At 66.6% G+C, this 26237-nt stretch carries 25 protein-coding genes and 1 pseudogene; 12 read left to right on the top strand and 14 right to left on the bottom strand.

Translation table 11 applies throughout. The features are described from left to right. Positions 1-8: 8 nt before the first annotated feature. A complete protein-coding gene (locus tag ACPUER_RS07480) occupies positions 9-1019 on the top strand; it encodes an inorganic phosphate transporter (RefSeq protein ID WP_111016862.1) in 1011 nt (336 codons plus the stop codon). Positions 1020-1162: 143 nt separating this feature from the next. Here ACPUER_RS07480 and ACPUER_RS07475 read toward each other — a convergent pair whose 3' ends face one another. Next, positions 1163-2242 carry a C40 family peptidase gene (locus ACPUER_RS07475; protein ID WP_425130764.1) on the bottom strand — a complete coding sequence of 360 codons (1080 nt, stop codon included), beginning with the start codon at positions 2240-2242 and terminating at the stop codon, positions 1163-1165. Positions 2243-2467: 225 nt separating this feature from the next. Beyond that, complete coding sequence (locus ACPUER_RS07470; RefSeq protein ID WP_425130763.1) at positions 2468-4270, bottom strand: PhoH family protein; 1803 nt, start codon at positions 4268-4270, stop codon at positions 2468-2470. Here ACPUER_RS07470 and ACPUER_RS07465 point away from each other — a divergent pair. After that, positions 4166-4410: pseudogene (locus tag ACPUER_RS07465) on the top strand (hypothetical protein); the annotation flags it as partial. The gene ACPUER_RS07470 and the pseudogene ACPUER_RS07465 overlap by 105 nt on opposite strands. 192 nt (positions 4411-4602) lie before the next feature. On the opposite strand, the gene ACPUER_RS07460 reads toward ACPUER_RS07465, so the two are convergent. The 9 genes from ACPUER_RS07460 to ACPUER_RS07420 form a co-directional block, all read right to left on the bottom strand. Further along, positions 4603-5064: a peroxiredoxin gene (locus tag ACPUER_RS07460; protein WP_006756046.1), complete on the bottom strand. Its 462-nt coding sequence runs from the start codon at positions 5062-5064 to the stop codon at positions 4603-4605. Between the two features lie 107 nt (positions 5065-5171). Continuing rightward, positions 5172-6068 (bottom strand): polysaccharide deacetylase family protein, encoded by an 897-nt coding sequence (locus ACPUER_RS07455; protein WP_175960945.1) that lies wholly within the window; start codon positions 6066-6068, stop codon positions 5172-5174. 13 nt (positions 6069-6081) lie between these two features. Beyond that, entirely contained in the window at positions 6082-7137 is a 1056-nt protein-coding gene (locus ACPUER_RS07450; protein ID WP_425130762.1) for a bifunctional UDP-4-keto-pentose/UDP-xylose synthase, read from the bottom strand. Further along, positions 7134-8081 carry a formyltransferase gene (locus tag ACPUER_RS07445; RefSeq protein WP_425130761.1) on the bottom strand — a complete coding sequence of 316 codons (948 nt, stop codon included), beginning with the start codon at positions 8079-8081 and terminating at the stop codon, positions 7134-7136. The genes ACPUER_RS07450 and ACPUER_RS07445 overlap by 4 nt, the downstream gene beginning before the upstream one ends. Then, positions 8078-9100, bottom strand: a complete 1023-nt coding sequence (locus ACPUER_RS07440) for a glycosyltransferase (protein ID WP_072437199.1) — start codon at positions 9098-9100, stop codon at positions 8078-8080. The genes ACPUER_RS07445 and ACPUER_RS07440 overlap by 4 nt, the downstream gene beginning before the upstream one ends. A gap of 6 nt (positions 9101-9106) precedes the next feature. Continuing rightward, a complete protein-coding gene (locus ACPUER_RS07435; RefSeq protein WP_175960942.1) occupies positions 9107-10258 on the bottom strand; it encodes a DegT/DnrJ/EryC1/StrS family aminotransferase in 1152 nt (383 codons plus the stop codon). A gap of 130 nt (positions 10259-10388) precedes the next feature. Then, entirely contained in the window at positions 10389-10760 is a 372-nt protein-coding gene (locus ACPUER_RS07430) for an SMR family transporter (protein WP_034181245.1), read from the bottom strand. A gap of 13 nt (positions 10761-10773) precedes the next feature. Beyond that, positions 10774-12450: a glycosyltransferase family 39 protein gene (locus ACPUER_RS07425; protein WP_347064008.1), complete on the bottom strand. Its 1677-nt coding sequence runs from the start codon at positions 12448-12450 to the stop codon at positions 10774-10776. 123 nt (positions 12451-12573) lie between these two features. After that, complete coding sequence (locus ACPUER_RS07420) at positions 12574-12948, bottom strand: Mth938-like domain-containing protein (protein WP_034181247.1); 375 nt, start codon at positions 12946-12948, stop codon at positions 12574-12576. Positions 12949-13263: 315 nt separating this feature from the next. Between ACPUER_RS07420 and ACPUER_RS07415 the strand changes: the two genes are divergently transcribed. From ACPUER_RS07415 to moaE, 6 genes are all read left to right on the top strand, one after another. Further along, the gene (locus tag ACPUER_RS07415) at positions 13264-14502 is read left to right on the top strand and encodes a pyridoxal phosphate-dependent aminotransferase (protein WP_425130760.1); all 1239 of its coding nucleotides are present in this window, start codon (positions 13264-13266) and stop codon (positions 14500-14502) included. 53 nt (positions 14503-14555) lie between these two features. After that, positions 14556-15884: a homoserine dehydrogenase gene (locus ACPUER_RS07410; protein WP_425130759.1), complete on the top strand. Its 1329-nt coding sequence runs from the start codon at positions 14556-14558 to the stop codon at positions 15882-15884. A gap of 14 nt (positions 15885-15898) precedes the next feature. Beyond that, positions 15899-17350, top strand: coding sequence for a threonine synthase (thrC, locus tag ACPUER_RS07405; RefSeq protein WP_175960936.1), 1452 nt, complete (start codon positions 15899-15901; stop codon positions 17348-17350). 284 nt (positions 17351-17634) lie between these two features. Beyond that, complete coding sequence (gene glp / locus ACPUER_RS07400; RefSeq protein ID WP_105392289.1) at positions 17635-18882, top strand: gephyrin-like molybdotransferase Glp; 1248 nt, start codon at positions 17635-17637, stop codon at positions 18880-18882. 19 nt (positions 18883-18901) lie between these two features. After that, entirely contained in the window at positions 18902-19159 is a 258-nt protein-coding gene (gene moaD, locus ACPUER_RS07395; protein WP_011352296.1) for a molybdopterin converting factor subunit 1, read from the top strand. A 25-nt stretch (positions 19160-19184) separates the two neighbouring features. Continuing rightward, on the top strand, positions 19185-19661 hold the full coding sequence (moaE, locus tag ACPUER_RS07390; RefSeq protein WP_310141335.1) for a molybdopterin synthase catalytic subunit MoaE: 477 nt from the start codon (positions 19185-19187) through the stop codon (positions 19659-19661). Between the two features lie 66 nt (positions 19662-19727). On the opposite strand, the gene ACPUER_RS07385 is transcribed toward moaE, so the two are convergent. Further along, positions 19728-20288, bottom strand: a complete 561-nt coding sequence (locus tag ACPUER_RS07385; RefSeq protein ID WP_072437207.1) for a group III truncated hemoglobin — start codon at positions 20286-20288, stop codon at positions 19728-19730. Between the two features lie 252 nt (positions 20289-20540). Between ACPUER_RS07385 and ACPUER_RS07380 the strand changes: the two genes are divergently transcribed. Both ACPUER_RS07380 and clpB read left to right on the top strand, forming a co-directional pair. Then, positions 20541-21059, top strand: coding sequence for an Rrf2 family transcriptional regulator (locus tag ACPUER_RS07380; RefSeq protein WP_310141339.1), 519 nt, complete (start codon positions 20541-20543; stop codon positions 21057-21059). Between the two features lie 157 nt (positions 21060-21216). Continuing rightward, the gene (gene clpB, locus ACPUER_RS07375; protein WP_425130758.1) at positions 21217-23814 is read left to right on the top strand and encodes an ATP-dependent chaperone ClpB; all 2598 of its coding nucleotides are present in this window, start codon (positions 21217-21219) and stop codon (positions 23812-23814) included. A 115-nt stretch (positions 23815-23929) separates the two neighbouring features. Here the strand turns inward: clpB and ACPUER_RS07370 are convergent, their stop codons facing one another. Further along, on the bottom strand, positions 23930-24367 hold the full coding sequence (locus ACPUER_RS07370; RefSeq protein ID WP_425130757.1) for a YidB family protein: 438 nt from the start codon (positions 24365-24367) through the stop codon (positions 23930-23932). Positions 24368-24455: 88 nt separating this feature from the next. Next, on the bottom strand, positions 24456-25067 hold the full coding sequence (locus ACPUER_RS07365) for a ComEA family DNA-binding protein (RefSeq protein WP_425130756.1): 612 nt from the start codon (positions 25065-25067) through the stop codon (positions 24456-24458). A 285-nt stretch (positions 25068-25352) separates the two neighbouring features. Between ACPUER_RS07365 and ACPUER_RS07360 the strand changes: the two genes are divergently transcribed. Further along, positions 25353-25814 carry a MerR family transcriptional regulator gene (locus tag ACPUER_RS07360; RefSeq protein WP_175960928.1) on the top strand — a complete coding sequence of 154 codons (462 nt, stop codon included), beginning with the start codon at positions 25353-25355 and terminating at the stop codon, positions 25812-25814. Further along, entirely contained in the window at positions 25798-26232 is a 435-nt protein-coding gene (locus ACPUER_RS07355; RefSeq protein ID WP_175960926.1) for a carboxymuconolactone decarboxylase family protein, read from the top strand. The genes ACPUER_RS07360 and ACPUER_RS07355 overlap by 17 nt, the downstream gene beginning before the upstream one ends. Positions 26233-26237: the final 5 nt, after the last annotated feature.

The following is a 26237-nucleotide window of genomic DNA, read 5'->3' as shown; positions in this document are numbered from 1 at the left end:
GGACCACGATGCATTCGATACAACTCGCCCTATGGATGGTCGCGACGCTGGTGCTGGTCGCGCTCGTATTCGACTTCATGAACGGCTTCCACGACGCGGCGAACTCGATCGCCACCGTCGTGTCCACCGGGGTGCTGAAACCCCAGCAGGCCGTGGTGTTCGCGGCAGCGTTCAACGTCATCGCGTATTTCATCTTCCACCTGAAAGTCGCGCAGACCGTCGGTAAAGGCACGATCGATCCCGAGATCGTCGACCACTACGTCGTGTTCGGCGCGCTGGTCGGCGCGATCGGCTGGAACGTGATCACCTGGTACTACGGGATTCCGTCGAGCTCGTCGCACGCGCTGATCGGCGGCCTCGTCGGCTCGGCACTCGCGAAGTCGGGCTGGAGCTCGCTGAACATCGACGGGCTGATGAAGACCGTCGCGTTCATCTTCATTTCGCCGCTGCTCGGCTTCATCCTCGGTTCGCTGTTCATGCTCGGCGTGTCGTGGCTGTATTTCCGTACCGCACCCAGCAAGGTCGACCGGCGGTTCCGCAGGCTCCAGCTGCTGTCGGCCGGCCTGTACAGCCTCGGCCACGGCGGCAACGACGCGCAGAAGACGATCGGCATCATCTGGATGCTGCTGATCGCGTCGGGCTATGCGTCGGCGACGTCCGCGGCGCCGCCCGCGTGGGTGATCGGCGCGTGCTACCTGTCGATGGGCCTCGGCACGCTGTTCGGCGGCTGGCGCATCGTGCGCACGATGGGCCAGAAGATCACGAAGCTCAAGCCGGTCGGCGGTTTCTGTGCCGAAAGCGGCGGGGCGATCACGCTGTTCATCGCGTCGTTCCTCGGCATCCCGGTCTCGACCACGCATACGATCACCGGCGCGATCGTCGGCGTCGGCGCGACGCAGAAGCTGTCGGCCGTGCGCTGGGGCGTTGCCGGCAACATCGTGTGGGCGTGGGTGCTGACGATTCCGGCATCCGCGTTGATCGCGGCCGGCGGATGGTGGCTCGGGCACCGGATCTTCTGATCGCCGACGCTGCCGGATCGACATGAAATGCGCCGCAAGCCGAAAGGCTGCGGCGCATTTTCTTTGGAGGCGAGGAAGTTTGCGACGAACGGCGGGGCTGCGGCGGATGCCGCCGAGGTTACCGTCGGCGTTTGAGCAACGGGCTAGTAGCTTCCGTTCGCGAACCGGGCAATCGGATCGTCTGCGGTGCCGGTGCGCGGGCTAACGGGCGCGGATTGCGTCGACGCACGCAGCACCTGCACGGCCGCGGGCTCGGTGCCGCGCGGCGACGTCGCGGCTGCTGCCGGTGGCGGCTCCGCATCGAATGCGGCAGCCTGGGCGGCCGTCAGTGCCGTCGTCGGAATCTGCGTGCCGGCTTCTACCGGGCCGGCCGGCGCTGCGTTCGCCGTCATTGCGGTCAGGCCGCCATCGCCAATCGCCGATGTTGCCTGCTGCCGGGCTGCCTGCACGCGCGTCGGCGGCGGTTCGTACGGATCGGCGGGTGCGGCCGCAGGCGCCACTGCCGCGGTCGTCACGGCCGGCATGACCGGAGCGGGCGACTGCGTCGCTCCGGCTTGCGACGACGCATAGGCAGGCTGCCGCGCCGCGGCGGCAGTCACGACAGGGGCGGGCGCAACCGCCGGCGGGTTGCGCGGCTCGTCGCGCTTCGCCTCGTAGGTCGGCGCGTCGAACGGCGCGGGCGTCGCGCGCGGCGGCGCAACGCGGCGAATGCCGTCGAAACGCTTGGCCCAGTACGGGTTCGTCAGGTAGTCGAGCCGCACGGTGCCGCCCGTCGACGGCGCGTTGACGAAGCGCAGCTTGCCGACATAGATGCCGACGTGCGAATGCGGCCGCCCGGTCGTATTGAAGAAGATCAGGTCGCCCGGCGCGACCTGATCGGGCTCGATCGACACGCCGCGGCCGCTCATGTCGGCGGTCGTGCGCGGCAGGTTCACGTCGGCCGCGCGGCCGATCACGTAGCGCACGAGCCCGCTGCAGTCGAAGCCGCTCGTCGGCGTATTGCCGCCCCAGCGATACGGGACGCCGACCAGGCTCATCGCCTGGATCGAGATTTCTTCCTGGCCGACGCTGTGATCGACGAATTTCGGGAAATTGGCGGGAGCCGGGAACGCGCGCGGCGTCGTGATCTTCATTCCCGGCTCGCGCGATGCCGACTGCGGCGGCACGCTGGAGCAGGCCGCAAGCAGCGAAACGACGGCGACGGGGACCCAGATTCGAAGCATGGCAAGGCGGGCGAGCGCGGCGCACTCGCGAATCGTATGACAACAGACAGACCCGATGGTAGACGCTCCGGCGGGGCTTAAGCAACCATTCTTGAGAATTTACTTGAAGTTTCGCGCGTAAATGGAGCTGTTGCGTGACGATGTGTTACCTGCGTTTTCGACCCCAAATAAAAACGGCGCTCCGGAAACGGAGCGCCGCGATGCGTCGAAAGCCGGCCTGCCGCGTTACAGGATGTCCGACGCGTAGTCGGCGAGCCGCGAGCGTTCGCCGCGCGCGAGCGTCACGTGGCCGCTGTGGCCCCAGCCCTTGAAGCGGTCGACGACGTAGGTCAGGCCCGAACTGCCTTCGGTCAGGTAAGGCGTGTCGATCTGCGCGATGTTGCCGAGGCACACGATCTTCGTGCCGGGGCCCGCGCGCGTGACGAGCGTCTTCATCTGCTTCGGCGTCAGGTTCTGCGCCTCGTCGATGATCAGGTACTTGTCGACGAACGTGCGGCCGCGCATGAAGTTCATGCTCTTCACCTTCAGGCGCGAACGGATCAGTTCCTGCGTCGCGGCACGGCCCCATTCGCCGGCGGCATCGTCGGTCTTCTGCAGCACTTCGAGGTTGTCGTCGAATGCGCCCATCCACGGCTGCATCTTCTCTTCCTCGGTACCGGGCAGGAAACCGATGTCCTCGCCGACGGGCACGGTCGCGCGCGTCACGATGATCTCGTTGTAGCGCTTGTCGTCGAGCACCTGCGCGAGGCCGGCCGCGAGCGCGACGAGCGTCTTGCCGGTGCCGGCCTGGCCGAGCAGCGTGACGAAGTCGATCTCGGGGTTCATCAGCAGGTTCAGCGCGAAGTTCTGCTCGCGATTGCGCGCGGTGATGCCCCACACGTTGTTCTTGTGGTGGCTGTAGTCGCGCAGCGTCTGCAGCAGCGCCGTCTTGCCGTTCAGCTCGCGGACGATCGCGTGGAACGTCGGTTCGCCGTTCTGCGGCTCGAGATAGACGAACTCGTTGACGAGCATCGACGCGACGAGCGGGCCCGTCACGCGGTAGTACGTGGTGCCCGTCTTCGTGTCCTGCCAGCTCTCCATGCCCTTCGCGTGCTTGGTCCAGAAGTCCTGCGGCAGTTCGCGCACGCCGTTGTAGAGGAGATCCGAGTCCTCCAGCACCTGGTCGTTGAAGTAGTCTTCCGCCGGCAGGCCGAGCGCGTGCGCCTTGATCCGCATGTTGATGTCTTTCGACACCAGCACGACCTGGCGGTCGGGCCGGTCGCGCTGCAGCGCGCGCACGACGCCGAGGATCTGGTTGTCGGCCTTGCCTGCGGGCAAGCCTTCGATTGGCGCGATGTCGGCGAGCTTCGTCTGGAAGTACAGGCGGCCGAGCGCCTCGCGGCTGCCGAGGCGCGACAGCGGGATGCCGGCCGTGATCGCGCCTGCATCGGCGACGAGCGCGTCGAGCGTGCGGCTAACCTGGCGTGCGTTGCGCGCGACTTCGGACATCCCCTTCTTGTGGTTGTCGAGTTCCTCGAGCGTCATCATCGGCAGATAGACGTCGTGTTCCTCGAAGCGGAAGAGGCTGCTCGGGTCGTGCATCAGCACGTTGGTGTCGAGCACGAACAGCTTCTGCAGTTCGGCGTCGGCGGGCTTGCGGCCGCGCGATTTCGTCGCCGCGCCGGCATCGCGCGCGGGAGCCGCGGCCGGCTTGTCGGCGGCCGGTTTGTCGTGGCGCGCGACGACCGGCGCCGCGGGGGCGGCGGGCGCCGGCATCGGCTGCAACAGTGCGGCCGTCTGCCTGGTCTTGCGGCCGCGGGCGGGTGCGCTCGCGGCATCTTGCGCCGAAGACGCGACGGCGCGCAGCGGCGCGGCCGTGTTCGCGGCTTCGATCATCGGTTGGGCCACGCTGGCCGGACCATAGTCACCGGCTGTGGATGCGTCCCCTTCGGCGGATTTCTTCGCGGCTTTCGCGGGCCGCGCTTTCGCCTTGTATTCGTCGGGCGGCAGAAGGCTGCCGAGCTTGCTGGGGGGAGTAGGCAAAGGCATGGTGTCCCTCGGGAGGAATCGTGTCGCAAGGCGTGCGCCGCTGATCGCATCCTGCGTGACGTAGACGCATGCAGTTTGCGCGCGGTGGCGCACAGGAATTTCGTCTAGCCGGTTCGCCTAAGTGTCGATCAGCTCCTTGACGGGGTGAGGGCCGGACCGAGGGCCGGCGCGCAATCCATAAAAAAAGCCGCTGCCCCGTCGACAGGGGCATGCGGCTCGGCTGATACCGTCGTGATGCGCGTCAGGTGCCGGGAAGCATCGCATCGAGCACCGGCGCAGCTACGAGAAATATGGGGCGAACTGGCATTCATTGCGGCCCAATATAACGCGCCTCAAAGCGCTTGTACAGCACTTAGCACGTCGTCCACATGACCCGGCACCTTGATGCCGCGCCATGCCTGACGGAGTACGCCGTCGGCGTCGATCAGGAACGTCGAGCGCTCGATTCCGCGCACTTCCTTGCCATACATCTTCTTCATCTTGATGACATCGAACAGCGCGCACAGCGCTTCGTCGGCATCGGAGATCAGCGGGAACGGCAGTTCGAGCTTTGCCTTGAAATTGTCATGCGAGCGCAGGCTGTCGCGCGACACGCCGATGACTTCCGCACCGGCTTTCTTGAACTTCGGATAGAGATCGCGGAACTGCAGCCCTTCGGTCGTGCAGCCCGGCGTGTTGTCCTTCGGATAGAAGTACAGCACGAGCTTCTTGCCCTTCAGGTCGGACAGCGAAATGTCGCCGCCCGTGGCCGGTGCGGTGAAATCGGGAACTTGACGGTCAACTTCGACAGACACGTGTTTCTCCTGTTGTTATGGAAAGGCGCCGCTGCGGCGCGGTTCGGCGGGGCGCCGCGGCAGCGCGCCGCAAGGGCGCGGCGGGCGACGCCGGCTCGCGTGCGAACTCAGTCGGGCTGGACGATCAGTTCGCCGGAGCGGCCGGGGATTTCGCCCCACGTGACAGGGTACGATGGCAGCGAGTCGCGGTCCAGCGTCGCGTGGTAGTCGCCCATCGTCGCAAACGTGTGGCCTTGCGCGCGCCAGCCGGCGAGCAGTTGCTCGAACACGGGCGCGAGCTTCTGGCCTTCCAGTTCCGCGTGCAGCGTGAACACCTGGTCGTGCGGATTGGTTTCGGTGAACCTGAGGATGTGCGCGGCGACGTTATGCGTGTCGACGCCGTCGATGCCGAGCACTTCGTCGAGCGTGGGCAGCGTCGTCGGCATCTGCACGTGCGATAGCGTGCGGCCGCCGACGACGGGCAGGTACGGCGAATGGCCGCGGCCGTCGGATGCGTAGCGCATCCCCCATGCATCGATCTGCTCGAACGCGGAGTCGTTCATCTGCCAGCCGGCCGCGCCGTGCGTGACGGGCGGCGTGCCGAAGATCTCGATGAAGCGCGCATGGCTCTTCTGCATTTCACGCGCGGTCCAGTCGCGATCGCGCACGCGGACGTTGTCCTGCCAGTACACGTGATCCCACGTGTGGATCCCGCATTCGAAGCCGGCCTCGTGGATCGCGCGCATGTTGGAGATCGCACGGCGGCCGATGTCGGGGCCCGGCAGCAGCACGCCGTACATCAGCTGCTTCACGCCGTAGTGCTCGACCACCGACGTGCGCGACACTTTCTTCAGGAAGCCGGGGCGGAACACGCGCCGCAGCGCCCAGCCCGTGTGATCGGGCCCGAGGCTGAAGAGGAAGGTCGCGCGCGCACTGAAGCGGTCGAAGATGCGCGCGAGGTTCGGCACGCCTTCGCGCGTGCCGCGCAGCGTGTCGACGTCGATCTTGAGGACGATGCGAGCCAAGCGAGCGTCCCGGTCAGCCTTGCTGTTCGACGAGCGCGCGCGCGTCGGCGACGTGGCCGCGATACGCTTCGAAGATGTTGCGCAGCGCGTCGTCGAACGTCGCTTGCGGCGCCCAGTCGAGTTCCTGCATCGTGTTGTCGATCTTCGGCACGCGGTTCTGCACGTCCTGGTAGCCGTTGCCGTAGTAGGCGCCGGACGTCGTTTCGACGAGCTTCACCTGCTTGGCCGAATCGGCGTACTCGGGGAATTCCGCCGCCAGTTCGAGCATCTTGTGCGCGAGCTCGCGAACCGAGAAGTTGTTCTTCGGATTCCCGATGTTGTAGATCTTGCCCGATGCGACGCCGTTCTTGTTCTCGATGATCTTCATCAGCGCGCTGATGCCGTCGCCGATGTCGGTGAACGCGCGCTTCTGCGAGCCGCCGTCGACGAGGCTGATGTTCTCGCCGCGCACGATGTGGCCGAGGAACTGCGTGACGACGCGCGAGCTGCCTTCCTTCGGCGTGTAGATCGAGTCGAGGCCCGGGCCGATCCAGTTGAACGGGCGGAACAGCGTGAAGTTCAGGCCTTCCATCCCGTAGCCCCAGATCACGCGGTCCATCAGCTGCTTCGAGCACGCGTAGATCCAGCGCGGCTTGTTGATCGGGCCGTAGGTGAGGGCCGATGCGTCCGGGTCGAACTGCTCGTCCGAGCACATGCCGTAGACCTCGGAGGTCGACGGGAACACGAGGTGCTTGCCGTACTTGACGGCCGAACGCACGATCGGCAGGTTCGCCTCGAAGTCGAGCTCGAACACGCGCAGCGGCTGCTGGACGTAGGTGGCGGGCGTCGCGATCGCGACGAGCGGCAGGATCACGTCGCACTTCTTCACGTGATACTCGACCCACTCCTTGTTGATCGTGATGTCGCCTTCGAAGAAATGCATCCGCTCGTGGTTGACGAGGTCGCCAAGCCGATCGGTCTGCATGTCCATGCCGAACACTTCCCAATCGGTGGTTTCAAGAATGCGCTTCGACAGGTGATGGCCGATGAAGCCGTTCACACCCAGGATCAGGACTTTTTTTGCTTTCATGAATGACGGGAAGAATGAATGAACTGCGCGAATTCCGCGGGCGTCACGACGGTTTCGCTGCCGTCGCGCTGCTGCCACAGCTCGAGAATGGATAGGGCGCGGCTGTCGCCGCAGACGCCGAATAGCGCATTATCGCTTACGTGCAGGCCGGGCGGCAAATCTGCCGCGGCGGCCGCTGCCGCGCTGCCGGGCGCCGCGAGGCGCGCGCGCGCGATCACGAAACGCGTGCCGCCGACGTCCGTGAACGCGCCCGGATACGGCGGCGCGACCGCACGCACCAGATTGTAGACCTGCGCTGCCGGCTTCGACCAGTCGACGCGGCCGTCCTCGGGCTTGCGCCCGCCGAAGTAGCTGCCGGTCGCGAGATCGTTCGGCAGGTGCGCCGCCTCGCCCGCGAGCAGCGCGGGCAGCACGCGCCAGAGCGTCTGCTCGGCGGCCACCGTGACCTTGTCGAACACCTGCGTGGCCGTGTCGTCCGGCAGGATCGGCACCGCGGTCTGGCCGATGATCGCGCCCGCGTCGGGTTTCGCGGCCATTTCGTGCAGCGTCGCGCCGGTTTCGGTCTCGCCGTTCAGCACGGCCCAGTTGGTCGGTACCCGACCCCGGTATTTCGGCAGCAGCGAACCGTGCATGTTGTACGCGCCGCGCGGCGCGATCGCGAGCAGGTCCGCCGGCAGCATGTGCCGATAGTAGAACGAGAAGATGAAATCCGGCTGCGCGTCCGATACCGCGCGGCGCAGCGCCGGATCGGCGGGATCGGCCGGCGTGACGACCGGAATGCCGTGCTCGGCCGCGACGGACGCGACGCTGCCGAACCAGATGTTCTCGTTCGGGTTGTCCTCGTGCGTGACGACGAGCGCGACGTCGACGCCGCGCGCGAGCAGCACCTGCAGGCACCGCACGCCGACGTTGTGATACGCGAAGACGACCGCGCGCGGCTTCATTGCGCGGCTCCTGCGCGGTTCTCGCCGGCCGGCACCGCCGGCATGCCGTCGTGCTGCTCGAGCACGGCCTGGATCAGGTAGCGCGGCCGTGCGCGCACCTGCTGGTAGATGCGGCCGACGTATTCGCCGAGCAGGCCGAGCGCGAAGATGATCACGCCGAGCAGGAAGAACGTGATCGCGAACAGCGTGAACACGCCTTGCACTTCCGCGCCGACGATGAAGCGCCGCACGAGCAGCAGCACGAACAGCGCGGCGGAGCCGAGCGACAGGATCACGCCGATGAACGACAGCCACTGCAGCGGCACGACCGAGAAGCCCGTCACGAGGTCGAAGTTCAGCCGGATCAGGCTGTACAGCGAGTACTTCGACTCGCCCGCGAAGCGCTCCTCGTGCGCGACCTCGATTTCGGTCGGCTTCTGCGCGAACGTATAGGCAAGCGCCGGGATGAACGTGTTGACTTCGCCGCACACGTTGATCGTGTCGATGATGCGGCGGCTGTACGCGCGCAGCATGCAGCCCTGGTCGGTCATCTTGATGCGCGTGATGCGCTCGCGCAGCCGGTTCATCATCTGCGACGCCTTGCGTCGCCACAGGCTGTCCTGGCGCTGCTTGCGGATCGAGCCGACGTAGTCGTAGCCCTCGCGCATCTTCGCGATCAGCTTGCCGATTTCCTCGGGCGGGTTCTGCAGGTCGGCGTCGAGCGTGATGACGATCTCGCCGCGCGACTGCGCGAAGCCCGCGAGGATCGCCATGTGCTGGCCGTAGTTGCCGTTGAGCAGCACGACGCGAGTCGTGTCGGGGCGCACGTGGAACTGGTCGGCGAGCATCGCGGCCGAGCGGTCGCGGCTGCCGTCGTTGATCAGGATCACTTCGTATGACGTGTCGAGTGCGTCGAGCGCCGGATACAGCCGCGCGAACAGCGCGGCGAGGCCGTCTTCCTCGTTGTACACGGGGATGATGACCGATACTTCCGGTTGCCCGGCGCCCGGATGCCCGGCGCGTGCTTCTAGGTGACTCATGTACGCTTATTTTCCGTATTGTTCGCAAATCTGGTTGATGGCGTCGACCACGCGACGCACGTCGCCCTCCGTCATCTGCGTGAACAGCGGCAGCGTGACGGTCGACGCGCCGTACCGTTCGGCGTGGGGGAACATGCCCTCCTTGAAGCCGCGCGCACGGTACAGCGTGAAAAGATGGATCGCCGGGTAGTGGACGCCCGTGCCGATGCCGCGTTCCTTCATCTGCGCCATGAACTCGGCGCGCGGGATCGACAGCCGCTCGAGCGGCAGCGTGATCTGGAACATGTGCCAGTTGCCGTTCTCGAATTCGGCGACCGGCAGGCCGACGCCGAGCTTCGCGGCCGGGCTACCGTCGAACGCGGCGAAATACGCGCGCGCGAGCGCACGGCGCTGCGCGGTGAAGCGCTCGAGGTGCGGCAGCTGGCCGAGGCCGACGCGCGCGGCGACGTCGGTCAGGTTGTACTTGCCGCCGAGCACGTCGCAGTCCATCCCGTCGAAGCCCGTGCGCGTGATGCCCTGCAGCCGGTACTTCTGCGCGAGCGTCGCCTCGTCCTCGTTGTTCAGCACGAGCGCGCCGCCTTCGATCGTCGTCAGGTTCTTGTTCGCGTGGAAGCTGAACGACACGATGTCGCCGATCGCGCCGATGCGCTTGCCGTTCCACGTCGAGCCGAGCGCCTGCGCCGCGTCTTCGATCACGCGCAGGTTGTGCGCGCGCGCGATCGCGTACAGGCGGTCCATGTCGACCGGCAGGCCGGCCAGGTAGACGGGGATGATCGCCTTCGTGCGCGGCGTGATCGCCTGCTCGAGCTTGTCGAGGTCGATGTTGCGCGTGACGGGATCGATGTCGGCGAACACGGGCGTCGCGCCCGTCTCGAGGATCACGTTGCTGGTCGAGACCCACGACGCCGGCGTCGTGATCACCTCGTCGCCGGCGCCGACGCCCGCGATGCGCAGGCCGATCTCGAGCGTGCAGGTGCCCGAGTTGAACGCGCGGACCGGACGGCCGCCGCAGTATTCGGACAGCGCCGCTTCGAATTTCTGGCACTGCGGGCCGGTGGTGATCCAGCCCGAGCGCAGCACTTCGACGACGCCCTGGATGGTTTCCTCATCGATCTCGGGGCGGGTGAACGGCAGAAACGGAGCGGTAGTCTGGCTCATGAACGCTTTGGCCTGTAATGGCGTGTAATAAAAGGGTCGGGCAATCCCGTCCGAAACCGGCATTAAACACCGGTTGGCGGATTCGTACCGTGATTTTTTGTAGGCAGACGCTTAACGCCGCGAGGCATGCTCAGCTTCGTGCAAGCACGAGCACCCCGATCAGGATGATGCCGATGCCGACGAGCCGTTGGACCGACAGCACCTCGCCGAACAGGTACCAGGCCGCGAATGCATTGACGACGTAGCCGAGCGACAGCATCGGGTACGCGATCGACACGTCGACCCGCGACAACCCGAGGATCCAGACGACGACGCTCAGCACGTAGCAGCTCAGGCCGCCGATGATCGGCAACTGGGTCGCGATCTTCAGGCCGACCGGGATGATGTTCGCACGGCTGAATTCGAAGTGTCCAACGGCGTTGACGCCGGCTTTCAGCAGAAGTTGCGCACAGGCGTTGAGCATCACGCCGGTGATGATGCAGACGAACGAAACGGGATTCATGCGGCGGGCGTCCTTACGATTGCGGTTTCTCGACGATCACGCGGCGGTTGTCGCGCGCGATCACGCGCATCGGCACGCCTTGCTTGACCAGCGCGTCGTACTGGCCGGGTGGCATGATCGCGAGCGCATGGGTTTCCTGTTTCCAGCGCGTGATCCATTCGTCGACGGTCGGAATCCATTTGTTCGGCTCCACCGAGATCCCGAACGCGAGTTCGTCCTGGCGCTGAACCATGATCGTCGTGTGGCCCATATAGAACGGGAACGTGTGATCGAGCATCTCGATCGAGTAGAACGGCGTGTCGGGCGGCAGCTTTGCCAGTTCGGCGCGCACGGCGGGCGCGAGTTGCGCGCCCGAGCTGTAGCGGCCGAACTCGTCGTGCCCGGTGCCGCCGATCGTGCCGAACGCGAGCCAGGCGGCGCCGAACGCGGCGATCGCGGCGGCCACGCCCGCGCGGCGGTTCAGCCACGCGGCCGCGAGCGTCAGCGCGGCCGCGATCGCGAGGCCCGCGTACAGCCACATCTGGAACGCGCGGTACAGCGCGTTCGGCGTGCGGGCATCGCCCTGGTACGCGAGGAAGATGATCCCGAATGCCGCGGCGACGAAGAACACGAGGTAGCCGAGCAGGTGGCGGCGGAACCGGTCGGCCGACACCAGCGGCAGGTACGCGCCGACGATCAGCGCGAGCGCCGGCGCGATCGGCAGCACGTACGAGATCAGCTTCGAATGCGACGCGCTGAAGAACAGGAAGATGAACGCGCTCCAGATCAGCAGCACGAGCATCGGCGAGAAGCCGTTCGGCTGGCGCGGCATCCGCAGCGCATGGCGGATGCTCTGCCACGCGACCGACAGCCACGGCAGGAAGCCGACCAGCAGCACCGGCACGAAGTAGTACAGCGGCCCCGGGCGGTTCTGCTCCGGGGTCAGGTAGCGGCGGAACTGCTGGACGATGAAGAAGAAGTTGAAGAACTCGGGGTTGCGCTGCTGGACGAGCACGAACCACGGCGTGACGATCGCGAAGAAGATCACGAGGCCGCTGACGAGATACAGGCGCTTCCACAGCGCCCAGTCGCGCGCGATCAGCGTGTAGAGCACGAGCACGGCGCCGGGCAGGATCAGCCCGACGAGGCCCTTGGACAGCACCGCGAACGCCATCGCGGCCCAGCACGCCCACATCCAGCCGCGCACTGCGGCCGGGCGCAGCCCGGGCCGCTGCGCGAGCAGCAGCGAGCACAGCGACAGCGCCATCCAGAACGCGAGCCCCATGTCGAGCGCGTTGAAGTGGCCCATCAGGTTCCAGTACGGCGAGCTCGCGAGCACGACGGCGGCGAGGAAGCCCGACAGCGGGTTGAACAGGCGCGCGCCGGTGAAGCCGACGAGCAGCACGCCGGCGAAGCTCACGACGGCCGTGTAGAGGCGCGCCTGCCATTCGCCGATGCCGAACCACGCGAACGTCAGCGCGTTCAGCCAGGTCTGCAGCGGCGGCTTCTCGAAGTACTTGTAGCCGTTGTAGCGCGGCGTGATCCAGTCGCCGGTGACGAACATCTCGCGCGCCATCTCCGCGTAGCGGCCTTCGTCGCTCGGGATCAGGTGGCGCAGCCCGAGCGGCGCGAACCAGACGATCGCGAGCGCGACGAGCAGGAGGACGAGCGTGATGCGATTGAGCGGTAGCCTCGACGGCGTATCGTTCATGGGTTTTCAGCCTGTTGGTTGTTGTGACGGGCCGCCGGCGGATTGCGCCGGGGGCGGGCGGCCTGGCCGGGCCGATCCGGGGATCGACCCGCTGCGCCGGCCCGAGTTTTACCGCATCGGGGATTAACGTTCAATTAAGAGCGCAGCGGCGACCTTGCGGCCCTCGGCCATCAGGATGTTGTAGGTGCGGCACGCGGCCTGGAAATCCATCGTCTCGACGCCGATCCGCCTGGCCGTGAGCGCGGCGACCAGCCGCGGGTGCGGGAAGCGCAGCCGCGCGCCGCTGCCGAAGATCACGAGTTCGGGCGTCGGGTCGAGCAGCATCGCGAAATGCTCGGGCGCGAGCGCGTCGAACGACGACACGGGCCATGCCTGGACCGGCGCGCCGGGCAGCACGATGACGCTCGTTTCATGGCGTTCGAGATTGACGTCGACATAATCGGGGCCGTAGCCGGTGACGGTGTTGAGCGCGCCGCTCGCGTCCTGGTGCAGTTTCAAATCGGTATTCCGCGGTTCCGTAGGGGAATGTGTTGCAGGGCCGCACGGGCCCGGGGCGGCCGGTTTCGCGCGCCTGTGCACGCGGGACGCCTGACGGCGCGGGCCCGGCGCGGCTATGGTGCATTGCGAAAGTCGGCCAAAATCCGCTAAATTATAACTTTTTGGTCGCCCACGGGCGCCACTTGCATCGCGCGCTGCCACAAGCCGCGCCCGATCGCCCGCTTTTTCCCAGTCTAGACAGCGCGCACAGACCGGCCGCTTTCCAGTTTTGATCCCGCCCCCCGGCCGCAAGGCCAACCCAGGAACCGTGTCGTCGTGAAACCGATTCAGAAGTCGAACAAGCTGCTCAACGTCTGCTACGACATCCGTGGCCCGGTGCTCGAGCACGCGAAGCGCCTCGAGGAAGAAGGCCACCGCATCATCAAGCTGAACATCGGCAACCTCGCGCCGTTCGGCTTCGACGCACCGGACGAGATCATCCAGGACATGATCCGCAACCTGCCGGCGTCGTCGGGCTATTCGGATTCGAAAGGCGTGTTCTCGGCCCGCAAGGCCGTGATGCACTACACGCAGGAAAAGGGCGTCGTGGGCGTCGGCCTCGACGACATCTACATCGGCAACGGCGCGTCCGAGCTGATCGTGATGGCGACCCAGGCGTTGCTGAACGACGGCGACGAAGTGCTGCTGCCTGCGCCCGACTACCCGCTGTGGACGGCGGCGGTGAGCCTGTCGGGCGGCACGCCCGTGCACTACATGTGCGACGAGCAGAACGCGTGGATGCCCGATCTCGACGACATCCGCCGCAAGATCACGCCGAACACGAAGGCGATCGTCGTGATCAACCCGAACAACCCGACGGGCGCGCTTTATTCCGACGAATTGCTGCTGGAGCTGCTCGAGATCGCGCGCCAGCACGGGCTGATCGTGTTTGCCGACGAGGTCTACGACAAGATCGTCTACGACGGCCTCGAGCACACGGCGATGGGCTCGCTGTCGGAGGACGTGATCACCGTCACGTTCAACAGCCTGTCGAAGAGCTATCGCTCGTGCGGCTACCGCGCGGGCTGGATGGCCGTGTCGGGCCTCGGCGGCGACAACCGCCGGCGCGCGAAGGATTACCTCGAAGGGCTCGGCATCCTGTCGTCGATGCGCCTGTGCGCGAACGTGCCGGGGCAGTTCGCGATCCAGACGGCGCTCGGCGGCTACCAGAGCATCAACGAGCTGATCGTGCCGAGCGGGCGCCTGTACAAGCAGCGCGAGCTCGCTTACGACATGCTCACGTCGATTCCGGGCGTGACCTGCGTGAAGCCGCAGGCCGCGCTGTACATGTTTCCGCGCCTCGATCCGAAAATCTATCCGATCCAGAACGATCAGCAGTTCATACTCGACCTGCTGCTCGAAGAGCGCGTGCTGCTCGTGCAGGGCACGGGTTTCAACTGGGCGACGCCGGACCACTTCCGCGTGGTCTTCCTGCCGAACCTCGACGACCTGACCGATTCGATCAACCGGATCGCACGCTTCCTCGACGGCTACCGCAAGCGCCATTCGGTCTGAGCGGACAGGACCACACGGAACCCATTACTTCTTACTCATCGATCACACGCAGCATGGAACCGATCAAAGTTGGCCTGTTGGGCTTCGGCACGGTGGGCAGCGGCACCTTCACGGTGCTGCGCCGCAACCAGGAAGAAATCAAGCGACGCGCGGGGCGCGGCATCGAGGTGACGCGCATTGCCGTGCGCAACCCTGCCAAGGCGCAGGCTGCGCTCGGCGGCGATGCCGGCGCCGCGCAGATCACCGACGATTTCAATTCGGTCGTCGACGATCCGTCGATCGCGATCATCGCCGAGATGATCGGTGGCACGGGCATCGCGCGCGAGCTCGTGCTGCGCGCGATCGCGAACGGCAAGCACGTCGTGACGGCGAACAAGGCGCTGCTCGCGGTGCACGGCACCGAGATCTTCGAGGCCGCGCGCGCGAAGGGCGTGATGGTCGCGTTCGAGGCGGCCGTCGCCGGCGGCATCCCGATCATCAAGGCGCTGCGCGAAGGCCTGACCGCGAACCGCATCCAGTACATCGCGGGCATCATCAACGGCACGACGAACTACATCCTGTCGGAAATGCGCGACCGCGGGCTCGACTTCGCGACCGCGCTGAAGGCCGCGCAGGAGCTCGGCTACGCGGAAGCCGATCCGACCTTCGACATCGAAGGCATCGACGCCGCGCACAAGGCGACGATCATGAGCGCGATCGCGTTCGGCGTGCCGGTGCAGTTCGATCGCGCGTATGTCGAGGGCATCAGCAAGCTCGACGCAACCGACATCCGCTACGCGGAAGAACTCGGCTACCGGATCAAGCTGCTCGGCATCGCGCGCCGCGCCGAAAGCGGCATCGAGCTGCGCGTGCACCCGACGCTGATCCCGGAAAAGCGCCTGCTCGCGAACGTCGAAGGCGCGATGAACGCGGTCGTCGTGCACGGCGACGCGGTGGGTACCACGCTGTACTACGGCAAGGGCGCGGGCGCGGAGCCGACCGCGTCGGCGGTGGTCGCGGATCTCGTCGACGTCACGCGCCTGCATACGGCCGACCCCGAGCATCGCGTGCCGCACCTCGCGTTCCAGCCCGATAGCCTGTCGAACACGCCGATTTTGCCGATCGAGGAAGTCACGAGCGGCTACTACCTGCGCCTGCGGGTGGCCGACCAGACCGGCGTGCTCGCCAACATCACGCGCATCCTCGCCGAATCGGGCATTTCGATCGACGCGCTGCTGCAGAAGGAATCGGAGCAGGTCGACGGCGCGAACGGCGAAACCGACATCATCCTGATTACCCACGAGACGCTCGAGAAGAACGTCAACGCAGCGATCGCGCAAATCGAAAGCCTCGCGACGGTCGTGTCGAAGGTGACGAAGCTGCGCATGGAAGCGCTGAATTGAGGACTGAGGGCGACATGAACTACATCTCCACGCGCGGCGCCGGCATCGGCGAGCGCCATACGTTCTCCGACATCCTGCTCGGCGGTCTCGCGAAGGACGGCGGGCTCTACCTGCCGGCCGAGTATCCGAAGGTGTCCACCGACGAGCTCGCGCGCTGGCGCGCGCTGCCGTACGCGGATCTCGCGTTCGAGATCCTGTCGAAGTTCTGCGACGACGTGCCGGCCGACGATCTGCGCGCGATCACGCGCCGCACGTATACGGCCGACGTATACAGCAACACGCGCCACGGCGAGAACGCGGCCGACATCACGCCGCTGAAGACGCTCGGCACCGAGAACGGTGCGCCGATCTCGCTGCTCGAACTGTCGAACGGCCCGACGCTCGCGTTCAAGGACATGGCGATGCAGCTGCTCGGCAACCTGTTCGAGTACACGCTCGCGAAGCACGGCGAAGCGCTGAACATTCTCGGCGCGACGTCGGGCGACACGGGCAGCGCGGCCGAATACGCGATGCGCGGCAAGGCCGGCGTGCGCGTGTTCATGCTGTCGCCGCACAAGAAGATGAGCGCGTTCCAGACGGCCCAGATGTTCAGCCTGCAGGATCCGAACATCTTCAACCTCGCGGTCGAAGGCGTGTTCGACGACTGCCAGGACATCGTGAAGGCCGTGTCGAACGATCACGTGTTCAAGGCGCAGCAGAAGATCGGCACGGTCAACTCGATCAACTGGGCGCGCGTCGTCGCGCAGGTCGTGTACTACTTCAAGGGCTATTTCGCGGCGACGCAGTCCAACGACGAGCGCGTGTCGTTCACGGTGCCGTCCGGCAACTTCGGCAACGTATGCGCAGGCCACATCGCGCGGATGATGGGGCTGCCGATCGCGAAGCTCGTGGTCGCGACCAACGAGAACGACGTGCTCGACGAGTTCTTCCGCACGGGCGCGTATCGCGTGCGCAGCGCCGAGAACACGTATCACACGAGCAGCCCGAGCATGGACATCTCGAAGGCGTCGAACTTCGAGCGCTTCGTGTTCGACCTGCTCGGCCGCGATCCGGCGCGCGTGATGCAGCTGTTCCGCGATGTCGAGGAGAAGGGCGGCTTCGACCTCGCGGCGAGCGGCGATTTCGCGCGCGTCGCGGAGTTCGGCTTCGTGTCGGGCCGCAGCAGCCACACGGACCGCATCGCGACGATCCGCGACGTGTTCTCGCGCTACGACACGATGATCGATACGCACACGGCCGACGGCGTGAAGGTTGCGCGCGAACATCTCGACGCAGGCGTGCCGATGGTCGTGCTCGAGACGGCGCAACCGATCAAGTTCGGCGAGACGATCCGTGAAGCGCTCGATCGCGAAGCCGAGCGGCCGGCCGCATTCGACGGGCTCGAGGCGCTGCCGCAGCGCTTCGAGGTCGTGAAGGCCGACGCGCAGCAGGTGAAGGACTTCATCGCCGCGCACACGGGCGCATGACGCACGGCCGGGCCCGCGGGCCCGGCTGCGCAGGACGGCCGGAATGCTGATTCGTCGAACGGATCGGGGTTCCGGCCGTTTCGTTTGGCGATGCGGTGCAGCGGTACTGCGATATGCAGGCGTTCGGCAGCCCGCCGCGCGTCTGCAGCCGAACGTCGCGCGAAACAGGTGCCAGACCCGCGCGTTCGCGACGATCACAGTTCTCGCATGTCCGCCATATCGCGCGCCCGCGCGACGGCGTCGCTACAATGAGGTATTGACTCCAACGTTCCCCGATTCCATCGATGTCGAACCCGAATCCCGCGGCGCCGCGCGCGCCGATGCTGTCGACCGCCGAGGCGCTCGCCGCGCTGCTCGATGCCGCGAAGCCGCTGCCCGGCACCGAAACCGTCGCCACGCTCGACGCGCTCGGCCGCGTGCTGGCGGCCGACGTGAGCTCGCCGCTCGACGTGCCGCCGATGCATACGAGCGCGATGGACGGTTATGCGGTGCGCGTCGCCGACCTGCTGCACGGCGAGCGGCGTCTGCCGGTATCGCAGCGGATTCCGGCCGGTCATCCGGCCGTGCCGCTCGCGGCCGGGACGGCCGCGCGGATCTTCACCGGCGCGACGGTGCCGCCGGGCGCCGACGCCGTCGTGATGCAGGAGCAGACGTCGGCCGACGGCGATGCGGTCGAGATCCTGCATACGCCGAAGGCCGGTGAATGGATCACCGCGCAGGGCGCGGACATCCGGCAGGGCGCGGTGATCCTGCCGGCCGGCACGCGGCTCACGCCGCAGGCGCTCGGCCTTGCCGCATCGGTCGGCTGCGCGCAACTGTCGGTCGCACGGCGGATTCGCGTCGCGGTGTTCTTTACCGGCGACGAGCTGACGATGCCGGGCGAGCCGCTGAAGCCCGGCGCGATCTACAACTCGAACCGCTTCACGCTGCGCGGGCTGCTGGAGCGGCTCGGCTGCCACGTGACCGACTACGGGATCGTGCCCGACTCGCTCGCCGCGACGCGCGACACGCTGCGCGAGGCCGCGCGCGATCACGACGTGATCCTGACGAGCGGCGGCGTATCGGTCGGCGACGAGGATCACGTGAAGCCGGCCGTCGAGTCCGAAGGGCGGCTCGCGCTGTGGCAGATCGCGATGAAGCCCGGCAAGCCGCTCGCGTACGGCGCGGTGCGGCGCGGCGACGATCGCCCCGATGCGCACTTCATCGGGCTGCCCGGCAACCCCGTATCGAGCTTCGTCACGTTCCTGCTGTTCGTGCGGCCGTTCCTGCTGCGCCTGTCCGGCGTGCGCGACGTCGCGCCGCGCGCGCTGTCGCTGCGCGCCGACTTTTCGCAAGGCAAGGGCGACCGGCGCAACGAATTCCTGCGCGCACGCGTCAATGCGGCCGGCGGCCTCGATCTGTTCCCGAACCAGAGCTCGGCGGTGCTGACGTCGACGGTCTGGGGCGACGGCCTGATCGACAATCCGCCGCAGCACGCGATCAGCGCAGGCGAGACCGTTCGTTTCATTCCGTTTTCCGAATTGCTGTCGTAACGCGGCGGCTTCCCGAACCATGAAGATTCAGCTGAAATTTTTTGCAAGCGTACGAGAAGCGCTGGGCGTCGCCGACGAGCAGGCCGACGTGCCGGACAGCGTAACGACCGTCGGCGACGTGCGCGCGTGGCTGCGCGTGCGCGGCGGTGCGTGGGCCGAGACGCTCGCCGAAGGGCGCGCATTGCGCATGGCGTGCAACCACGAGATGACCGATCCCGACACGCGGCTCACCGAGGGCTGCGAGGTCGCGTTCTTTCCGCCGGTGACGGGCGGTTGAGCTTGGCATGGGACCGGAGCGTGTGATGGCAACGATACGAATCCAGACCGACGACTTCGATCTGAACGCCGAAGTCGCGGCATTACGCGCGCGCAATCCGAAGATCGGCGCGATCGCGTGCTTCGTCGGCACCGTGCGCGACCTGAACGAAGGCGATTCGGTCGCCGCGATGGAGCTCGAGCACTATCCGGGGATGACCGAGAAGGCGCTCGAGAAGATCGCCGCCGAGGCCTGCCGGCGCTGGCCGGGCGTCGACGTCGCAATCGTGCATCGGGTCGGTAGGCTCCTGCCGCTCGACCAGATCGTGATGGTGGCGACGGTCGCCGCGCATCGCGGCGATGCGTTCGCGTCGTGCGAATTCGTGATGGACTACCTGAAGACCGAAGCGCCGTTCTGGAAGAAGGAAACGACGCCTGACGGCGAGCGCTGGGTCGATGCGCGCAGCACCGACGATGCGGCGCTCGCGCGCTGGGGCGTCGAATCGGGCAACACGCCGCGCTGAGCGCGGCGTCCGCGCGGTGCGGCGATGTGCCGCATGTGCGCAAACGTCGCGCGCGATGTGTGCGCGTTACGCGTCCGGATCGGCGCTGCGCCCGATGATCTTCGTCGGAAACGGTTCGCCGCGGGCACGCGACGGCAATGCGTGCGGATCGTCGCCCGCGTCGCGGCGGCGCGGCGCGATCGCATCGAGCAGCGCCTGCTGCTCGGGCGGAATCCGGTAATCCCAGCCGAACCGGCTCAACTGCAGGCTTTGCGCGATCCGCAGCGCGGGTTCCATGAAGCGGATCGCCGCAGGCGGCGCGTAGCGCGCCTCGACGGTCTTCAGGAACAGCGACAGCCAGCGGCTGAAATGGGCCGGCTCGATCCCGTCGAGCGGCTGGTGCGCCTGCTGCACGTTGCCGCGATAGCCCTTGGTGCCGAGCACGAGGCTCGACCAGAACGTGACCATCTTCGGCAAATGGTCGTCCCAGCGGCCGGCCAGCTTCGCGTCGAACACGGGCCCGAGCAGCGGATCGGCGCGCACGCGGTCGTAGAACGCGTAGACGAGATCGCGGATGTTGTCTTCGGTCGGCTCGGCATCGCGAGGGCGGGCCGGGGCGGTTTCGGGCGAGGCAGGCAGGGCGGTCATGGCAAAAAGGGCCGGGAGATCGAGGCAACGACGAAGCGGCGGCGCGGGCAACGCGCAGGACGCCGGCAGGATTTTGACGCAAAATAGCGTCCAACAACCCCTGGAAAACGTGCGGATGCAACGCATCTTATTGTGCTCGCGCCATCCGGGCAACCCGGGGCCGCGGAACGGGACCGTCAGCCGGCCCGGCGCGCGTCCCGGCCGGCCCGGCCCGCGCAATCGGGGCACGATCGATCTTTTCCGTATTCGCCCATGAGACTCACCGACTACACCGATTATTCGCTGCGCGTGATGCTGTACCTTGCCGTGCGCGGCGAGGGGCTCGCGACGATCCAGGAGATCTCGGACGCCTACGGCATCTCGAAGAACCATCTGATGAAAGTCGTGCAGCAGCTCGGCGAGTTGGGATGGGTCGACACGGTCCGCGGCCGCAACGGCGGGCTGCGGCTGTTCCCCGAATCGCTGCTGCTGACGGTCGGCCAGGTCGTGCGCGCGACCGAGAACGACTTCGCGCTGGTCGGCTGTTTTTCGACCGACGGCAGCGAGTCGCGCGGCTGCGTGATCGAGCCGCAGTGTCGCCTGAAGGGGGTGCTGGCGGCCGCGCGCGATGCGTTCTTCGCCGAGCTCGATCGTCACACGCTCGGCGAACTGGTCGAACCCGCGTCGCCGCTTGCTGCGTTGCTCGGCATCCGCCCGGTCGCGCTCGTGCGCACCGCACCGTCACCGGACGAATCGCCTGCGCCCGTCGAGCCGCCGTCGACGGCCGGCTGACACGCGAGCACCGCGTCCCGCGATCCGGCCGCGTCCCGCCTCTGGGCCGCGGCATTGCCATCCAGCGATTTTTGCGCTGAATCAACCCGAATTTCGCTTGAAAGCCGCATAACCATCCTCATCTTGGTGTTAATCGAAAATTGGAGGTCTCGACAAAATGAGAATCGACAAGCTCACCACCAAGTTCCAGGAAGCACTCTCGGACGCGCAAAGCCTTGCGGCAGGCCGCGACAATCAATACATCGAACCCGTTCACGTACTGGCGGCGCTGGTCGCGCAGCACGACGGTTCCGCCCGTTCGCTGATGTCGCGCGCGGGTGTTCATGTGCAGGCGCTGCAAGGCGCGCTGAACGAAGCGATCTCGCGCCTGCCGCAAGTCACGGGCACGGGCGGCGACATCCAGATCGGCCGCGAGTTGGCCGGGCTGCTGAACCAGGCCGACAGGGAAGCGCAGAAGCTCAACGACACGTTCATCGCGAGCGAGATGTTCCTGCTCGCCGTGTCCGACGACAAGGGCGACGCCGGCAAGCTCGCGCGTCAGCACGGCCTCACGCGCAAGGCGCTCGAAGCCGCGATCGCGGCGGTGCGCGGCGGCTCGCAGGTGCACAGCCAGGATGCCGAAAGCCAGCGCGAGGCGCTGAAGAAGTACACGGTCGACCTGACCGAGCGCGCCCGTTCGGGCAAGCTCGATCCGGTGATCGGCCGCGACGACGAAATCCGCCGCTCGATCCAGATCCTGCAGCGCCGCACGAAGAACAACCCGGTGCTGATCGGCGAGCCGGGCGTCGGCAAGACGGCGATCGTCGAAGGGCTCGCGCAGCGGATCGTCAACGGCGAAGTGCCCGAGACGCTGAAGGGCAAGCGCGTGCTGTCGCTCGACATGGCCGCGCTGCTCGCCGGCGCGAAGTACCGCGGCGAGTTCGAGGAGCGCCTGAAGGCCGTGCTCAACGACATCGCGAAGGACGAAGGCCAGACGATCGTCTTCATCGACGAGATCCACACGATGGTCGGCGCGGGCAAGGCCGAAGGCGCGATGGATGCGGGCAACATGCTGAAGCCGGCGCTGTCGCGCGGCGAGCTGCACTGCATCGGCGCGACCACGCTCGACGAATACCGCAAGTACATCGAGAAGGATGCCGCGCTCGAGCGCCGTTTCCAGAAGGTGCTCGTCGACGAGCCGAGCGTCGAGGCGACGATCGCGATCCTGCGCGGGCTGCAGGAGAAGTACGAACTGCACCACGGCGTCGACATCACCGACCCGGCGATCGTTGCCGCGGCCGAGCTGTCGCACCGCTACATCACCGACCGCTTCCTGCCCGACAAGGCGATCGACCTGATCGACGAAGCCGCTTCGAAGATCAAGATGGAAATCGATTCGAAGCCCGAAGAGATGGACAAGCTCGACCGCCGGCTGATCCAGCTGAAGATCGAGCGCGAAGCCGTGAAGAAGGAGCAGGACGAAGCGTCGCAGAAGCGCCTGCAGCTGATCGAGGAAGAGATCGAGCGGCTCGGTCGCGAGTATTCGGATCTCGAGGAAATCTGGACCGCCGAGAAGGCCGCGGTGCAGGGCAGCGCGCAGCTCAAGGAAGAGATCGAGAAGGCGCGGGCGGACATCGCGCGGCTGCAGCGTGAAGGCAAGCTGGAGAAGGTCGCGGAGCTGCAGTACGGCAAGCTGCCGCAGCTCGAGGCACAACTGAAGCAGGTCACGCAGGCCGAAGAGCAGGAGCAGCACAACCCGACGCGTCCGCGCCTGCTGCGCACGCAGGTCGGCGCCGAGGAAATCGCGGAAGTCGTGTCGCGTTCGACGGGAATTCCCGTGTCGCGGATGATGCAGGGCGAACGCGAGAAGCTGCTGCACATCGAGGAAAAGCTGCACGAGCGCGTGGTCGGCCAGGACGAGGCGATCAGCGCGGTGGCCGATGCGATCCGCCGTTCGCGCGCGGGTCTCGCCGATCCGAACCGTCCGTACGGCTCGTTCCTGTTCCTCGGCCCGACGGGTGTCGGCAAGACGGAGCTGTGCAAGGCGCTGGCGTCGTTCCTGTTCGATTCGGAAGAGCACCTGATCCGCATCGACATGAGCGAGTTCATGGAGAAGCACAGCGTCGCGCGGCTGATCGGCGCGCCGCCGGGTTATGTCGGCTACGAGGAAGGCGGCTACCTGACGGAAGCCGTGCGCCGCAAGCCGTACAGCGTGATCCTGCTCGACGAGATCGAGAAGGCGCATCCGGACGTGTTCAACGTGCTGCTGCAGGTGCTCGACGACGGCCGCATGACGGACGGGCAGGGGCGCACGGTCGACTTCAAGAACACGGTGATCGTGATGACGTCGAACCTCGGCTCGCAGGTGATCCAGGCGATGACCGGTGCGCCGCAGGACGAGATCAAGGACGCGGTGTGGCTCGAGGTGAAGCAGCATTTCCGCCCCGAGTTCCTGAACCGGATCGACGACGTCGTCGTGTTCCATGCGCTCGACCGCAGCAACATCGAGTCGATCGCGAAGATCCAGCTGGCGCGCCTGCACGACCGGCTCGCGAAGCTCGACATGGCGCTCGACGTGTCGGAAGCGGCGCTCGAGCAGATCGCGAAGGTCGGCTACGATCCGCTGTTCGGCGCGCGGCCGCTGAAGCGCGCGATCCAGCAGGAGATCGAGAACCCGGTCGCGAAGCTCATCCTCGCGGGCCGCTTCGGTCCGAAGGACGTGATTCCGGTCGACATCAACGACGGCAAGTTCGTGTTCGACCGCGTCGTTCACTGAACGCCGGCCACTGGCCGCACGCCCGGTTCGCGCCGGGCGCGCAAAAACAAACACCCCGCCTCGGCGGGGTGTTTGCATATGGAGCGGCCCGATTGGGCCGTGAAGCGGTGCTGCTTCAGCCCTGCTTGTTGCCGCCGAACATGCCCGCGAGCTGCGACAGCGAGCCGAGTACGTTCGACGGGTCGACCTGGGCCTGGCCATCGGCCGGCACCGCGCCGTCCGGCGTCGCGTGGTTGACGACGTGCGGCAGCACCTGCGCGAGGACGGTCGATGCCATCGACGGGTCGACGCCGAACTTGCTTGCCAGCGCGCCGATCGCGTCCGAGCCGAGCACGTTCTGCAGCGCGTCCGGCGAGATCGGCTGGTTCTGGCCGGTGCCGACCCACGAGCCGATGATGTCGCCGGCGCCGCCTGCCTTGAACTTCTCGATCAGGCCGTTTAGGCCGCCCGGCTGGTTGTTGATGAATTCGAGCGCGGTCGCGATGAGCGCGCTTTGCGAGTTGCCGCCGGCCTGGCCGCCGATCAGACCGCCTACGATGTCGAGGAGACCCATGGTTCTTCACCTTTACCGATAAGGGCGCCGCAATAAGGGCGCCCGTTGAACGAATGCCGCGCGCACGCCGTCGCGCGCGCGGCGCACATCAGGCGCCCGACGCCGCGGCGGCGGAGGCTGCCTTGTCCTTCTTGCTCTTTTTCTTCGAACCCTTCGCCGCCTTCGCGGACGACGCTGCGGCCGGTGCGCTCGCACCCGCGTCGGCGGATGCCGCTGCGGCCGCTGCCGCCTTTTCCTTCTTCGACGCGCGCTTGGTCTTCGCCGGCTTCGTTGCCGCTTCCGGCGCGCTTGCCGCCGGGGCCGGCGCCGTAGCCGCCGTGCCGGCGGTCGCGGTCGTGGACGTCGATGCGGTGCCTGCCGACGTCGTTGCCGATGTGGTGGCCGACGTCGTCGCGGCCGGCTTCGACAGCTTCACGCCTTTCGGCGGCGTCGACGAGCCGCCGATCGTCAGGCCGTTTTCCTCGAGATGCCCGACCGATTTCGTGCCGAGGCCCTTTACCCGATTTGCGAGATCGTCGGCGTCCTTGAATGGGCCGTTCTTGGTGCGTTCGTCGATGATCGCCTTCGACTTGACGGGCCCGAGACCCTTCACGGCTTCGAGCGCGGCCTGGTCGGCCGTGTTGACTTCGACGGCCGCGGCAAAGCCTGCGGCGAGCGACAGCGATAGCGCGACGAACAGCATCAGCAGCTTTTTCAGCATGGCAAAGGCTCCCTGGTTCTGACGGATGGTGGCTGTTGCAACGGACGGCGGGGCGAGACCTGGCCGGGCGTCGCCGTTAAGCATAGGACAAATGCGTGCCCTTTTTAAGACAGGCTGACCGAATCTTGCTGAAGGCTTGCGTCGCTGTAAAGGCCGAGAGCCGCGCCGGGCGGCGTTTTTGACCATTCTTTACGGTGTCGAGGGGGAATCGCGGGTTATCGCGACGCTGGCTGTTCGACAGGGCTTGACTTAGAGTGAACTCTAACTCCTAACCTTGTTCCTGCCATGTCGAAAACCGTATCCAAACCTTCCGCCGCCGGTCCGCTGACGATCGGGCAAGTCGCCGAGCTGACCGGCGTGTCGACGCATACGCTGCGGTATTACGAGCAGGCCGGCCTGCTGCGCGCGATTTCGCGCACGGCGGCCGGGCACCGGCTCTATGCGCCGGCCGACCTTGACTGGCTGGCGTTCGTGATGCGCCTGAAGGCGACCGGCATGCCGATCGCGCAGATGCAGCAGTTCGCGGCGCTGCGCGCGCAAGGCGAGCCGACGTTCGGTGCGCGGCGCCGGTTGCTGGTTGCGCATCGCGACGCGGTGCGGGTGCATATCGCGGAACTGCAGGCGAGCCTCGACGCGATCGGCGACAAGATCGCGTACTACGAGGCGCGGGAACGCGATACGGAACGACGGGCGACACCTTCTCACTCTCAATCGGAACAGGACGGACACGATGGAACAACTCGTTGAAGATCGTTATACGCGCGGCTGGAACAAACTGAAGGAAATCGACGGCGAAGTGGGCGAACGCGTGATCGCGGCGCTTGCACCGATCGCGCCGGATTTCGGGCGGCTCCTGGTCGAGTTCGGTTTCGGCGACATCTATAGCCGGCCGCAGCTCGATCTGAAAGCGCGCGAGATCGCGACGATCGCGGCGCTGGCCGCGCTCGGCAATGCGCAGCCGCAGTTGAAGGTGCATATCGAGGCCGCGCTGAACGTTGGCTGCACGCGCGACGAGATCGTCGAGGTGTTCATGCAGATGGCCGTCTACGCCGGTTTCCCGGCCGCGCTCAACGCGCTGTTCGCCGCGCACGAGGTGTTCGCGCGGCGCGACGAAGCGGCCGGTGGGGCCGGGAACGCAAGCGAAGCGGCCGCGCACGCGGCATGATGCCG

Origin of the sequence: Burkholderia sp. DN3021 (assembly GCF_049805555.1) — a bacterium.
In the GTDB taxonomy this organism is placed as follows: domain Bacteria; phylum Pseudomonadota; class Gammaproteobacteria; order Burkholderiales; family Burkholderiaceae; genus Burkholderia; species Burkholderia pyrrocinia_C.
This window is presented reverse-complemented; position numbering and strand designations above follow the sequence as displayed.

Bases quoted from the DNA above. Each gene is read 5' to 3' on its own strand.
- ACPUER_RS07360 (WP_175960928.1), top strand. From the start codon at position 25,353: ATGTCGAAAACCGTATCCAAACCTTCCGCCGCCGGTCCGCTGACGATC.
- moaD (WP_011352296.1), top strand. From the start codon at position 18,902: ATGAAGATTCAGCTGAAATTTTTTGCAAGCGTACGAGAAGCGCTGGGC.
- ACPUER_RS07385 (WP_072437207.1), bottom strand. From the start codon at position 20,288: ATGACCGCCCTGCCTGCCTCGCCCGAAACCGCCCCGGCCCGCCCTCGC.
- thrC (WP_175960936.1), top strand. From the start codon at position 15,899: ATGAACTACATCTCCACGCGCGGCGCCGGCATCGGCGAGCGCCATACG.
- ACPUER_RS07470 (WP_425130763.1), bottom strand. From the start codon at position 4,270: ATGCCTTTGCCTACTCCCCCCAGCAAGCTCGGCAGCCTTCTGCCGCCC.
- clpB (WP_425130758.1), top strand. From the start codon at position 21,217: ATGAGAATCGACAAGCTCACCACCAAGTTCCAGGAAGCACTCTCGGAC.
- ACPUER_RS07370 (WP_425130757.1), bottom strand. From the start codon at position 24,367: ATGGGTCTCCTCGACATCGTAGGCGGTCTGATCGGCGGCCAGGCCGGC.
- ACPUER_RS07480 (WP_111016862.1), top strand. From the start codon at position 9: ATGCATTCGATACAACTCGCCCTATGGATGGTCGCGACGCTGGTGCTG.
- glp (WP_105392289.1), top strand. From the start codon at position 17,635: ATGTCGAACCCGAATCCCGCGGCGCCGCGCGCGCCGATGCTGTCGACC.
- ACPUER_RS07410 (WP_425130759.1), top strand. From the start codon at position 14,556: ATGGAACCGATCAAAGTTGGCCTGTTGGGCTTCGGCACGGTGGGCAGC.
- ACPUER_RS07445 (WP_425130761.1), bottom strand. From the start codon at position 8,081: ATGAAGCCGCGCGCGGTCGTCTTCGCGTATCACAACGTCGGCGTGCGG.
- ACPUER_RS07425 (WP_347064008.1), bottom strand. From the start codon at position 12,450: ATGAACGATACGCCGTCGAGGCTACCGCTCAATCGCATCACGCTCGTC.
- ACPUER_RS07440 (WP_072437199.1), bottom strand. From the start codon at position 9,100: ATGAGTCACCTAGAAGCACGCGCCGGGCATCCGGGCGCCGGGCAACCG.
- ACPUER_RS07365 (WP_425130756.1), bottom strand. From the start codon at position 25,067: ATGCTGAAAAAGCTGCTGATGCTGTTCGTCGCGCTATCGCTGTCGCTC.
- ACPUER_RS07380 (WP_310141339.1), top strand. From the start codon at position 20,541: ATGAGACTCACCGACTACACCGATTATTCGCTGCGCGTGATGCTGTAC.
- ACPUER_RS07475 (WP_425130764.1), bottom strand. From the start codon at position 2,242: ATGCTTCGAATCTGGGTCCCCGTCGCCGTCGTTTCGCTGCTTGCGGCC.
- ACPUER_RS07450 (WP_425130762.1), bottom strand. From the start codon at position 7,137: ATGAAAGCAAAAAAAGTCCTGATCCTGGGTGTGAACGGCTTCATCGGC.
- ACPUER_RS07435 (WP_175960942.1), bottom strand. From the start codon at position 10,258: ATGAGCCAGACTACCGCTCCGTTTCTGCCGTTCACCCGCCCCGAGATC.
- moaE (WP_310141335.1), top strand. From the start codon at position 19,185: ATGGCAACGATACGAATCCAGACCGACGACTTCGATCTGAACGCCGAA.
- ACPUER_RS07355 (WP_175960926.1), top strand. From the start codon at position 25,798: ATGGAACAACTCGTTGAAGATCGTTATACGCGCGGCTGGAACAAACTG.
- ACPUER_RS07430 (WP_034181245.1), bottom strand. From the start codon at position 10,760: ATGAATCCCGTTTCGTTCGTCTGCATCATCACCGGCGTGATGCTCAAC.